Below are 11986 nucleotides of genomic sequence, written 5' to 3' on the forward strand. Positions count from 1 at the left end.
GCGCTCAGCGGCCTGCGAAGGCGGGTACGGCCAGCATCGCCTCGACCGCGAGCGCCCGCGCCTCCGCCTTGAAACCGGCCATGTCGAGGGCGCGCACCGCCGCCGCGATCCGGTCGGCGTCGGTGTCCGCGAGCGGACGGCCGCCCAGCACGTCCATGGCGCGCAGCACCGTCTCGCCGCGGCTGCCCGCGCGGGCCGCGTCCATCAGCTCCATGACGTCCGTACCGCCGTTGGCGTTCAGGGGACGCGACAGGTCGAAGGCGTCGAGCAGGGCGATGCGGCGCAGGCCCGGCGGGCTCGTCCCCAGCATCGTGGCCAGAGCAGGCGTGCGCGCAAGCGGCGTCTGCGGGTCGGCGACGAGCAGCAGCGCTTCCAGTTCCGCCTCGCGGGCGGGCTCTGCCGGCGCCGGCGCCTCGAACCAGTCGTAGGCGCGCGCGAGATTGCCGCCTGCCACCGCGGCCTCGACCATCAGGCCGCGCAAGCCCGGATCGTCCGCCATGACGGGCAGGTCCTTGGCTGCGGGCTCCGCCAGCGCAGCGTCGAGCGCGATCCGCTCCCGCGCCGCGCCGTCGCCCATCAGGCGGGTGACGGCAGCGATGCGGTCAGCCGGGCTTGCCGCCGCGAGCGCCGCCGCGCGCGCCTGGGCCAGCGGGCCGCGCCGGTCCGCCGGAACCTCCGCCAGCCGCCGGGCCACCTCGTCCGCGTCGATGCGGGCGAGCGACCACGCCTCCACCGCAAGCACGGCGGCATCAGCCGGTCCGTCGGCGGCGGCGAGCAGGGCAGGCACATATGCCGCCGGCACCCCCTGCCCGCGCCGGAGCGGCAGCGTCCCGTCGGCGGACCGCAGCATCGCAAGGTGCAGCGGCGTCATCTCGGTGTAGGCCGGAACCTCGCTCTCGAAGTCGAACAGCAGCCGGTCCATCAGCAGGTAATAGGCAGGGTCCTGCACCCCGCCCTCGCGCAGAAGCTCCGTCTCGAAAAGCGCCTCGGCCTCGTTGCCGGCCAGCGCCGCGCAATAGCCACGAACCTTCGTCCAATAGGGGTCGGCCCCGACCGGGCTCTGCCCCACCTCGTCGGCAAGCGAACAGGCGGCTTCGGCATTGCCGTCGAGCAGCGCCGCATCCGCGGCCATCCGGCGCAGCTTCGGATCCTCGCCCGCGAGCGCGCGCGCAAGGCGGGCGGCCTCGTCGGCGCGTCCGAAACGTTGCAGGGCCGCGACCCGGCGCTCGCCGAAGCGGGCGGCGCGCCCGTCCGGCGGCTCGGCGCCGGTCAGCAACAGCCGCGCCATCAGCGTATTCATGCTGCGCGCCGTGGGGTGCGGCTCGACCCGCTCCAGCAGTCCGGAGATCAGGTTGCCGCGCTGGCCGAGCCAGAGATCCGCGCCCAGACCCTCGGCTCCGCGGGCCGTCAGGTCCGCAGCTGCGCCGCTCATCGCGCCCAGCCGCTCCACCGCCACGCCCTCGATGGGACGGTCGAACACCGGCGCGGTGCCGGGCACGGGCGCGCCCTCGCGGGCCGCGGGCGGGAGGATGACAAGCGGGCCCTTGCGCGGTGCCTCGGCAGCCGGCGCGGGCTGCACTTGCTGCACGGGCTGGGCTGCGCCTTGCGGCGGCGGCACGGACTGCGCGGCCGCGGGCAGGGCACCGGCAAGGGTCAGCGCCAAGCCGAGAGCGAATGCTCCGCCCCGGCTCATTTCTGCCACCGCTCGGCGGGAATGGGCTTCTCGACCTGTTGGGAGGGTGCCGGCACATCGATGACGAACAGGGCGCCGATGCCGAACCCGATCAGCAGGATGAGCAGGAAGAAGAGATAGCGCATGGAGGGCCCCGGCCGGTCTGGTCGCGTCCGATTCGTTCCGCAGTGTATAGGACGGGACCCGTGGCGAAAACGAGGCTGGCCCAAAGACACCAGCTTCTGGCTCCGGCTTCTGGCTCCGGCTTCTGGCGCGCCCGGCGGTTTTCGCGTAAAGCTCCGATCCATGACGCAGGATGCACTCTACGACCGCCTGAAGGCCGCGCTTCCCTCCGACCGCTCCATCGTTCTCGTCGGCCTGATGGGGGCGGGGAAGTCGTCGATCGGGCGGCGGCTGGCGAAGAAGCTCGGTCTGCCCTTCAGCGACGCCGACGCCGAGATCGAGGCGGCGGCCGGCCAGTCCATCGCCGACATCTTCGCCGCCCACGGCGAGGAGGAGTTTCGCGCCGGGGAGCGCAAGGTCATCGCCCGCTTGCTGGCCGAACGCCACGGCGTGCTGGCGACGGGCGGCGGCGCCTTCATGAGCGAAGAGACCCGCGACCGCATTGCCGAGCGGGGCATTTCCGTCTGGCTCAAGGCCGACCTCGACCTGCTGCACAAGCGCACCGCGCACCGCACGCACCGGCCGCTGCTGCGCACCGCGGACCCGCGCAAGGTGCTGTCCGACCTGATCGACGCCCGCTATCCGGTCTATGCGCTGGCCGACGTGACCGTGGAGAGCCGCGACGCCCCCCACGAGGAAGGTGTCGCCTCGGTCGCAAGTGCCCTTCTCCGCCATCTCGAACAGAAACGGGGGTCCGCATGACGGTTTCCGATACGGCTGCCCCGGCGCCCGGCACCGCGGAGGCGGGCCAGACCGAAACGGTCCATGTCGCACTGGGCGCACGTGCCTACGACATCCGCATCGGGTCGGGGGTGAGCGCGGAACTGCCCGCCCGCCTGAAGGCGCTGTCGCGCCAGACCCGCGTTGCCATCGTCAGCGATGAGGCGGTCGCCGCGCAGCATCTCGCGCCGCTTGTCGATGCGCTCGCCGCCGCCGGGTACGAGGCGGTGCCGATCCTCGTGCCGCCGGGCGAGACGTCGAAGCGGTTCGGCACGCTGGAGGACGTCCTCGACCGCCTACTCGAGGCGCGGGTGGAACGCCGGGACCTCGTCGTTGCGCTTGGCGGCGGCGTGGTGGGCGACCTGACGGGGTTTGCGGCCAGCATCCTGCGGCGCGGCGTGCGCTTCGTGCAGGTGCCGACCACGCTCCTTGCGCAGGTCGACAGCTCGGTGGGCGGCAAGACCGGCATCAACACGCGCCACGGCAAGAACCTCGTCGGCACCTTCCACCAGCCCTCGCTCGTGCTGGCCGACACCGACCACCTCGCGACGCTGCCCGACCGGGAGATGCGCGCGGGCTATGCCGAGGTCGTGAAATACGGCCTCATCGGCGACGCACCCTTCTTCGCCTGGCTGGAGGAGAAGGGCGCGCGCGTGCTCGCCCGCGAGACCGGCCCGCTCGTCCGCGCGGTCGCCACGAGCTGCCGCGCCAAGGCCGCGACGGTCGCCGCCGACGAGACCGAGCAGGGCGCCCGCGCACTGCTCAACCTCGGCCACACCTTCGGCCACGCGCTGGAGGCGGAGACCGGATATTCCGCCCGCCTGCTGCATGGCGAGGCGGTGGCGATCGGCATGGTGCTGGCCTTCGACCTGTCCGCCGATCTCGGCCTCGCGCCGCGCGCCGACGCCGACCGGGTGCGGGCGCACCTCAAGGCGGCGGGCCTTCCCGTCTCGATTGCCGACATTCCGGGCGGACCACTGGCGGTAGAGCGGCTGGTCCACCATATGCAGCAGGACAAGAAGGTCGTGGGGGGCACGCTCACGCTCATTCTTGCGCACGGCATCGGCCGCGCCTTCACCACGCAGGACGTGGAGACAGCCGCGATCGCGGCGCGTCTGGCTGCGGACGGTGCTGCAAGCGCGTGACCCGACTGTGCCGGCCGGGCCGGCAGTTCCTGCCCTGCATGTACCTTCCTGATCGCAACCTACGGCACGGCTCATGGACCTGACCCTTATCCTTTTCCTCGGCGCGATCGTTGCGCTGCTCGTTCTTTCCGGCTTCTTCTCCGGCTCCGAAACCGCACTGACAGCGGTGAGCCGGGCGCGCATGCATGCGCTGGAAAAGCAGGGCGACCACGCCGCCCGCCGGGTGCTGCACCTGACCGAGGACAAGGAGCGGCTGATCGGCGCCATCCTGCTCGGCAACAACCTCGTGAACATCCTTGCCTCGGCGCTGGCGACGAGCCTCTTTCTCAAGCTCTTCGGGGATGCGGGCGTGGCCTATGCGACGCTGGTGATGACCGCGCTGGTCGTCATCTTTGCCGAGGTGCTGCCCAAGACCTTCGCCATTGCCTTCCCGAACAAGGTCGCGCGGGTGGTCGCCACCCCGATCATGGTGATCGTCGCCCTGTTCACGCCCGTGTCGGCAGCCGTGCAGGCGATCGTGAGCCGTGTCCTCGGCCTCTTCAACGTGCGCACCGAGGAAGAGCACATCCCCGTGCACGAGGAGATCAAGGGCACCATCGATTATCACCATGCCGAGGGCGCGGTGGTGAAGGACGAGCGCGACCGTTTCGGCGGCCTGCTGAACCTGCGCACGCTGGAGGTGTCGGAGGTGATGGTGCACCGCAAGAGCATGGTGATGCTCAATGCCGACCTGCCGCCCGACCAGCTTGTCCGCAAGATCGTGCGCAGCCCCTTCACGCGCATCCCGGTCTGGCGCGACAACCCGGAGAACATCATCGGCGTGATCCACGCAAAGGACGTGCTGCGGGCGCTGTCCAGCGGCGAGGTCACGATGGAGACCCTCGACATCTCGCGGATCGCGCGCCAGCCCTGGTTCGTGCCCGACACGACCTCGCTCGCCGAGCAGCTCGACGCCTTCCTCAACCGCCGCCAGCACTTCGCCCTCGTGGTGGACGAATATGGTGCGCTGCAGGGCCTCATCACGCTGGAGGATATCCTCGAGGAGATCGTGGGCGAGATCACCGACGAGCACGACGTCGAGGTGGCGGGCGTCGAGCAGCAGCCGGACGGTAGCTTCATCGTCGACGGCACGGTGGCGATCCGCGACCTCAACCGGTCGCTCGACTGGTCGCTGCCCGATGACGAGGCGACGACGGCCGCCGGACTTGTCATTCACGAGGCGAGGGCGATCCCGGAGAAGGGACAGACCTTCACCTTCTACGGCTACCGCTTCCAGGTGCTGGAACGTCAGCGCAACCAGATCACGCTGCTGCGCATCACGCCCTTGCGCAACCGGGACCGCGCAACTCCCCGGTGACCGGCAGGCGCCGGCGCCGTGCCCGGGGACGTCCGCGGTCCCGTTCGCAGGCGGCTCAGGCGGCCCTTCGGCGCAGCGCCATGACCGGGCTGCGCACGTCCCTCCCGGCGGCGGCCGCCCGGAAATACCGGATCACGAAGACGCGCAGGGCGGAGGTGAAGCCTCCGCTCCGGTCCTGCTGCGCCACTTCCGTACACACGTCATGCAGCGAGAGGTCTTCCCGCATGCATATGTCCTCAAGCGCCTCCCAGAGTTCCGGCTCCAGCCGAACACTGGTACGGTGCTCTCCGATCCTCACGTTCCGGCTTATCAACGAAGTGAACATGCAACCAATCCCCGATCTGCACTCCCACTGCAGCACAAGGATGTTCACCGTATACGTGTTGTCAAGACTAACGCACTCTTAGGTAGTATTCTCCAGTATCACCCGGAGACCTCGTCCGGTGTCAGCGCCTTGACCGCGAAAGCGTGGACGGGCCCCGCCAGCTCGGCAGCCACCGCCGCGTGGATCGCGCGCTGGCGGGCGACACGGGACTGACCCTCGAAGACAGGGGAGACGATCCGCACGCGGAAATGCGTCTCGCCCTCTGGCCGGGCGCCGGCGTGGCCCGCATGGAGGTGCGATTCGTCCACGACCGCGACCTCGGCCGGTGCGAAGGCGGCTTCCAGCTTGCCTTTCAACCGTTCGGCCACACTCATGTCCTAACCTTCCTTCATGACCCCGCCGTGACAGGCCGTGCGCTTGTCTGGCCCTTGTGTGCAAACCATAATCCGGAACCATGGAACGGTCCACGCGCCAGAGCTTCGAGTTCGACATCCGGATCAGCGCCGCCAAGTCCCGCGGCGCGGGACCGCATGCGCATGCGTGCGAGTGGGACGGCTGCACCGCAGCAGGAGAATTCCGCGCGCCCCGCAGCCCGGCCCGGCTGCGCGAATACCGCTGGTTCTGCCTCGATCACGTGCGCGCCTACAACCGTTCCTGGAACTTCTTCGCCGGCTGGGAGGACGGCCAGGTCGAGGACTATGTCCGCAACAATGCCACCTGGCAGCGCCCGACCTGGAAGATGGGCGGCAAGGCGGAGGAGGAAAAGCGCAACGCGCGCTGGACCTACGACGATCTTGCCGACCCGTTGGGCCTCTTCGGGCGCGAGCAGGCGGAAGCAGCTCAGCGCGCGCGAAACGCCGAGGAACCCGATCCGGCCCAGCTTCCGCGGCCGGTCGCCGATGCGCTGGGCGCATTGGACCTTGAACTGCCGCTCACCTTGTCCCAGTTGAAACGGCGGTATAAGGAACTCGTGAAGCGCTTCCATCCCGACGCCAATGGCGGGGATCGCGGCGCGGAAGACCAGCTCAGGCGGGTGATCTGGGCCTATGGTCTTCTCAAGGGCAGCCGCTATGTCCGGTCGTGAGGCCGGAAGGCCGCCCCGCGAGGGATGCATCGTCCGCACGCCCGGCCCCGCAGGGGCAGCGGACCCGAACCCGGCCTGCCACGGTGGCGGGCCCCAGGAAAGACGCTCAGAACATGGCTCATGATTTCCCCGAGACCGCGCCCGCCGGGCCCGACACGCAAGTGTCCGTGCGCGAGGTGTTCGGCATCGACACCGACCTGACGGTCCCGGCCTTCAGCGAAGGCAACGAGTACGTTCCGGACCTCGACCCCACCTATCGCTTCGACCGGGAGACGACGCTCGCCATCCTCGCGGGCTTCGCCCACAACCGGCGGGTGATGATCCAGGGCTATCATGGCACCGGCAAGTCCACGCATATCGAGCAGGTGGCCGCGCGCCTGAAATGGCCGTGCATCCGGATCAACCTCGACAGCCACATCAGCCGCATCGACCTCGTCGGCAAGGACGCCATCGTTCTGCGCGACGGCAAGCAGGTGACGGAGTTCCGCGAGGGCATCCTGCCCTGGGCGCTGCAGCATCCGACCGCGCTCGTGTTCGACGAGTACGACGCTGGCCGCCCGGACGTCATGTTCGTGATCCAGCGGATCCTCGAGGTCGAGGGCAAGCTGACCCTACTCGACCAGAACCGCGTCATTCGGCCGCACCCGGCCTTCCGGCTGTTTGCGACGGCGAACACGGTGGGTCTCGGCGACACGACGGGCCTCTATCACGGCACGCAGCAGATCAACCAGGGCCAGATGGACCGCTGGAACATCGTGGTCACGCTGAACTATCTGCCGCACAGCGCCGAGACGGAGATCGTCCTGGCCAAGAACCCCGCCTACGACACGGACGAGGGGCGCAAGACGGTCAGCGCGATGGTGCGCCTCGCCGACCTGACGCGCACCGCCTTCGTGAACGGCGACCTGTCCACGGTCATGAGCCCGCGCACGGTCATCACCTGGGCGGAGAACGCGCGCATCTTCGGCGACGTGGCCTTCGCCTTCCGCGTGACGTTCCTCAACAAGTGCGACGAGCTCGAGCGCGCGACGGTGGCGGAGTTCTACCAGCGGTGCTTCGGCAAGGAGCTGCCGGAATCGGTGCTCGTCCAGCTGAAATGACGGCAGACCGCACCACCGACGCCGCGAAGGAGGCGCTCGCCACCACGCTCCGCACCATCGCGGAGGATGCGGAGGTGGCGGTGACCTTCGCAAAGGACACGCCCGGCATCCGGGGTGCGCGCGTCCGGTTGCCGAACCTTGCAGGCAAGCTCGACGCCGCCGAGGCCGCGCGCCTGCGCGGACTGGCGGATTCCTACGCGCTCAGGCTCAAGCATCACGACGACGTCACCCACCGGCACTTCCTGCCTGAAAGTGCGGCGGCACGCAGCATCTTCGACGCCATGGAGCAGGCCCGTTGCGAGGCGATCGGCGCGACCGAGATGCCGGGTGTCTCCGACAACCTGCTCGCCGCGCTCGAACACCGCTGCCAGGAGAACGGGTACGAGGCGATCCGCGGCCGGGACGAGGCGCCGCTTTCGGACGCTCTGGCGCTGATCCTGCGGGAACGCCTGACCGGCGCGAAACCGCCGGAGGCCGCCACCGCGCTCGTCGAGGCGTGGCGCCCCTGGGTGGAGCAGAAGGGGGCGGACGCGCTGTCCCGCCTTACCGACCTCCTCTACGACCAGTCGAACTATGCCCGCGCCGCGCGCGACCTGCTGCACGACCTCGACATGGCGGAGCAGTTGAGCGAGGAGCCGGAAGAGTCGTCCGACGAGGACGGCGACCAGCCAGACCAGGACGACGGCCAGTCGCCCGAGGACGGGGCCGGCGAGGAAGGCGCCGAGAGCGAGCAGGGCGTCGAACAGGATGCCGCCGCGACCGAGACGGAGGAGACCGACGGCGGCTCCGACGAGGAAGTCGAGCTCGAGGGCATGGACTCCGACGCCCAGGCCGACGGCGAGGAAAGCGCCGAGGGCCGCCGCCCGCAGCGCCCCAACGATCCGTGGGGCGACCTCCTGAACGAGCCGTCCTACCGCGTCTTCACGACCGCCTTCGACGAGACGGTGGCTGCCGACGAGCTGTGCGACCCGGAGGAACTCACCCGCCTGCGCGCCTATCTCGACCAGCAACTCTACGCCCACCAGGGCGTCGTCTCCCGGCTCGCCAACCGGCTCCAGCGCCGCCTGCAGGCGCAGCAGAACCGCTCCTGGGACTTCGATCTCGAAGAGGGCCTGCTCGATGCGGCCCGCCTCAGCCGCGTGGTCACCGACCCGATGCACCCCTTGTCCTTCAAGATCGAGCGGGACATGGATTTCCGCGACACCGTCGTCACCATCCTGCTGGACAATTCCGGCTCGATGCGCGGCCGGCCGATCACGGTCGCGGCCATGTGCGCCGACATCCTCGCGCGCACGCTGGAACGCTGCGGCGTGAAGGCGGAGATCCTGGGCTTCACGACACGCGCCTGGAAGGGCGGCCAGTCGCGGGAGCAATGGCTTCAGGCCGGCAAGCCGCCGACGCCCGGCCGCCTCAACGACCTGCGCCACATCGTCTACAAGGCTGCCGACGCGCCCTGGCGGCGGGCCCGCCGCAATCTCGGCCTGATGATGCGCGAAGGTCTGCTGAAGGAGAACATCGATGGCGAGGCGCTGCTCTGGGCGCACCGGCGCCTTCTGGCCCGTCCCGAGCAGCGGCAGATCCTGATGGTGATTTCCGACGGCGCGCCGGTCGACGATTCGACGCTCTCCGTCAACGCCGGCAATTATCTCGAGCGGCACCTGCGGCAGGTCATCGAATGGATCGAGACGAAGAGCCCCGTGGAACTGATCGCCATCGGCATCGGGCACGACGTGACGCGCTACTACCGCCGCGCCGTGACGATCGTGGACGCCGACCAGCTTGGCGGCGCGATGACGGAGCAGCTGGCGTCCCTGTTCGAGGAGGAGGGCCGGACAGGCCCTGCCGCCGGCTCCCGCAGCCGCCGCAGCCGCGCGGCCTGATGCGGCGCGCGGGCCTTCTCGCGGCCGCCCTCTGCGTGGCGCTCGCCGCACCGCTTCCCGCCATCGCAGCCGAGGCCGCACCGATCGAGGTGACGGCCCGGCCCATCGCCCTCGATCCCGAGAAGCCCGACCGCACCGACTTCGGGAAGCTCGAATACGTGGGCGGGCTCGTCCTGTCCTCCTCCGACGCCCGGTTCGGCGGCATTTCGGGCCTGGAGATCTCCGAAGACGGAGCGGACCTCGTCGCCATCTCCGACCGCGGCACATGGTTCACCGCGCGGCTGGAGAGCGATGAATCGCACCGCCCGGTCGCCATCTCGGATGCCCGCATCTCGCCGCTGCTCGCCCCCAACGGCAAGCCGGTGCGCGACGGCGACCACGACGCCGAGGGGCTGATGCGCACGCCTTCCGGCGACATGCTCGTCTCCTTCGAGCGGCGGCACCGCATCTGGCGCTACCCCTTCGCGGCGCAGGGTCCGGAGGCGGTTCCGGTTCCGGTCGACACTCCGGCGGTGCTCGCCCGGTTCAATTTCAACGAAGGCGTGGAGGCGCTGGCGCTCAGGCCGGACGGGGGGCCCGATGGGCGCATCGTGGCCTTTTCCGAGCGCACCGAGACGCCCGGGGGCGACATCATCGGCCTCATCCAGACACGGGATGGGTTCGAGGGGCTGACCGTCGCGCCCGCAGGCCGCTACCACATTACCGACGCGGCCACTCTTGCGGACGGCCGTCTCGTCCTGCTGGAGCGGCGCTTCACCCTGATCGGCGGCGTGGGGATGCGGATGCGCCTGCTGGCGCCGACAGACCTCACGCCGGGTGCGCACATCGAGGGGGAGGAATTGATCGATCTGCCCGCACGCTACGCCATCGACAACATGGAGGCGCTGGCAAGCCGCGCGATGCCCGATGGCTCAACGCTGCTATACGTGATGTCGGACGACAATTTCAGCCCGCTGCAGCGCACGCTGCTGCTGGTGTTCCGGGTTCCCGCCACGCCCTGAGGTACCGCGCCGCGCGGGACAAAAGAAACGCCGCCGGCGCCCATCGGGCCGGCGGCGATGTCTTTCGGGGGTGTGCCTGCGCGGCTCAGGCCGCAGCGACGGCCTTCTGCACTTCGCGCTTCAGCTTGAGCGCGTTCGGCGAAAGCTCTTCGGCCCGCGCCTTCAGCAGATAGGCGTCGAGGCCGCCCACCTTGTCCACCGTGCGCAGCGCCGCCATGGAGATGCGCAGCTTCACGGACCGGTTCAGCGACTCGCTCGCCAGCGAGACCGTGTTCAGGTTCGGCAGGTAGCGCCGACGCGTCTTGTTGTTCGCGTGGCTCACATTGTTGCCGGTCATGACGGCCTTACCCGTCAGCTCGCACCGCCGTGCCATGGGTCATTCCTCGCAAAAACAGGTCGGAGGGGGCGCGTCGCGCGCGCCCGCCGGAATTCGAGCGGTCGCTATAGGCGGAAAGCGGCAACGCCGTCAAGACGTGCGGTCGGTTTCCCCGCCCGATTCTCCGGCAAAAAGATCGAGAAGCCGCCGCGCCTCCTCCGCGGGCAGCCCGCGCGCGCCCGCCACCGCGCGTTCCGCCGCAGGCAGCGCCGCTGCAACGCTCTCATGCGCCTGGAACCGCTCCATCAGACCTTCGCGGATTTCGGCCCAGAGCCAGCTTTTCGCCTGCGCCGCCCGCAACGCGGCGAGCCCGCCGCCGGACGCGATGGCGTCCCGGTGCGCCTCGACCGCCGCCCAGACGTCCTCGAGGCCCGTGCCCTTCAGCGACGACACCCGCATCGCCCGCGGCGTCCACTCCGCCGTGCGCGGCCTCAGCATCCTCAGCGCGGCGGCATAGTCCGCTTCGGACCGCTTGGCCGCCGCCTCCAGGTCGCCGTCCGCCTTGTTCACGATCACCAGGTCGGCAAGCTCCATGATCCCGCGCTTGATGCCCTGCAGTTCGTCGCCGCCGCCGGGCGAGAGCAGCAGCAGGAACATGTCCGTCATGTCGGCGACCGTCGTTTCCGACTGGCCGACGCCCACCGTCTCGACGATCACCACGTCGAAGCCCGCCGCTTCCACCAGCAGCATCGCCTCGCGTGTCCGCCGGGCGACCCCGCCCAGTTGCCCCGCCGAGGGCGAGGGCCGCACGAAGGCCGCCGGATCGCGCGCCAGCGTCTCCATCCGCGTCTTGTCGCCGAGGATCGAGCCGCCCGACCGCGCCGAGGACGGATCGACCGCCAGCACCGCGATCCGCTTGCCCTGCGCGATCAGCATGCCGCCCAGCGCCTCGATGAAGGTCGACTTGCCGGCGCCGGGCGGGCCGGAGAGGCCGAGGCGCACCGCCCGCCCGGTCTGCGGCAGGACGCGGGCGAGCAGCGCTTCCGCCGCGCGCCTGTGATCGGCACGGGTCGATTCCACCAGCGTGATCGCGCGGGCCAGTGCGCGCCGGTCGCCTGCCAGGACGCCGTCGGCCAGCGCCTTTTCGTCCAGATCGCTCACGCGGGGATCCCTCCGTCCCGTCCCTCGCCGCCGCCTCTGCGG

Annotated in this window: 13 protein-coding genes; 7 read left to right on the plus strand and 6 right to left on the minus strand. The window is 70.1% G+C overall.

Going from position 1 to position 11986, the window contains the following annotated elements; all coding sequences use genetic code 11:
• Positions 1-4: 4 nt before the first annotated feature.
• Both NJQ99_RS07040 and NJQ99_RS07045 read right to left on the minus strand, forming a co-directional pair.
• Positions 5-1663 (minus strand): hypothetical protein, encoded by a 1659-nt coding sequence (locus NJQ99_RS07040; RefSeq protein WP_269332123.1) that lies wholly within the window; start codon positions 1661-1663, stop codon positions 5-7.
• A gap of 26 nt (positions 1664-1689) precedes the next feature.
• On the minus strand, positions 1690-1818 hold the full coding sequence (locus tag NJQ99_RS07045; protein ID WP_269332124.1) for a hypothetical protein: 129 nt from the start codon (positions 1816-1818) through the stop codon (positions 1690-1692).
• Between the two features lie 160 nt (positions 1819-1978).
• Between NJQ99_RS07045 and NJQ99_RS07050 the strand changes: the two genes are divergently transcribed.
• From NJQ99_RS07050 to NJQ99_RS07060, 3 genes are all read left to right on the plus strand, one after another.
• Entirely contained in the window at positions 1979-2557 is a 579-nt protein-coding gene (locus NJQ99_RS07050) for a shikimate kinase (protein ID WP_269332125.1), read from the plus strand.
• A complete protein-coding gene (gene aroB, locus NJQ99_RS07055; RefSeq protein ID WP_269332126.1) occupies positions 2554-3720 on the plus strand; it encodes a 3-dehydroquinate synthase in 1167 nt (388 codons plus the stop codon). The genes NJQ99_RS07050 and aroB overlap by 4 nt, the downstream gene beginning before the upstream one ends.
• Positions 3721-3793: 73 nt before the next feature.
• Positions 3794-5077 (plus strand): HlyC/CorC family transporter, encoded by a 1284-nt coding sequence (locus NJQ99_RS07060; protein WP_269332127.1) that lies wholly within the window; start codon positions 3794-3796, stop codon positions 5075-5077.
• 55 nt (positions 5078-5132) lie between these two features.
• Here NJQ99_RS07060 and NJQ99_RS07065 read toward each other — a convergent pair whose 3' ends face one another.
• Positions 5133-5402 carry a ribbon-helix-helix domain-containing protein gene (locus NJQ99_RS07065; RefSeq protein ID WP_269332128.1) on the minus strand — a complete coding sequence of 90 codons (270 nt, stop codon included), beginning with the start codon at positions 5400-5402 and terminating at the stop codon, positions 5133-5135.
• Between the two features lie 98 nt (positions 5403-5500).
• Positions 5501-5776 (minus strand): BolA family protein, encoded by a 276-nt coding sequence (locus NJQ99_RS07070; protein WP_269332129.1) that lies wholly within the window; start codon positions 5774-5776, stop codon positions 5501-5503.
• An 80-nt stretch (positions 5777-5856) separates the two neighbouring features.
• On the opposite strand from NJQ99_RS07070, the gene NJQ99_RS07075 reads away from it, so the two are divergent.
• From NJQ99_RS07075 to NJQ99_RS07090, 4 genes are all read left to right on the plus strand, one after another.
• Entirely contained in the window at positions 5857-6486 is a 630-nt protein-coding gene (locus NJQ99_RS07075) for a J domain-containing protein (protein ID WP_269332130.1), read from the plus strand.
• A 113-nt stretch (positions 6487-6599) separates the two neighbouring features.
• Positions 6600-7586 carry a cobaltochelatase subunit CobS gene (cobS, locus tag NJQ99_RS07080; protein WP_269332131.1) on the plus strand — a complete coding sequence of 329 codons (987 nt, stop codon included), beginning with the start codon at positions 6600-6602 and terminating at the stop codon, positions 7584-7586.
• On the plus strand, positions 7583-9466 hold the full coding sequence (gene cobT / locus NJQ99_RS07085; RefSeq protein ID WP_269332132.1) for a cobaltochelatase subunit CobT: 1884 nt from the start codon (positions 7583-7585) through the stop codon (positions 9464-9466). The genes cobS and cobT overlap by 4 nt, the downstream gene beginning before the upstream one ends.
• Positions 9466-10467 carry an esterase-like activity of phytase family protein gene (locus NJQ99_RS07090; RefSeq protein ID WP_269332133.1) on the plus strand — a complete coding sequence of 334 codons (1002 nt, stop codon included), beginning with the start codon at positions 9466-9468 and terminating at the stop codon, positions 10465-10467. The genes cobT and NJQ99_RS07090 overlap by 1 nt, the downstream gene beginning before the upstream one ends.
• 85 nt (positions 10468-10552) lie before the next feature.
• Here the strand turns inward: NJQ99_RS07090 and rpmB are convergent, their stop codons facing one another.
• Both rpmB and meaB read right to left on the minus strand, forming a co-directional pair.
• On the minus strand, positions 10553-10840 hold the full coding sequence (rpmB, locus tag NJQ99_RS07095; RefSeq protein WP_269332134.1) for a 50S ribosomal protein L28: 288 nt from the start codon (positions 10838-10840) through the stop codon (positions 10553-10555).
• 93 nt (positions 10841-10933) lie between these two features.
• Entirely contained in the window at positions 10934-11944 is a 1011-nt protein-coding gene (meaB, locus tag NJQ99_RS07100) for a methylmalonyl Co-A mutase-associated GTPase MeaB (RefSeq protein ID WP_269332135.1), read from the minus strand.
• Between the last annotated feature and the right edge of the window lie 42 nt (positions 11945-11986).

The sequence above is a fragment of the Futiania mangrovi genome, assembly GCF_024158125.1.
GTDB classification, from domain to species: domain Bacteria; phylum Pseudomonadota; class Alphaproteobacteria; order Futianiales; family Futianiaceae; genus Futiania; species Futiania mangrovi.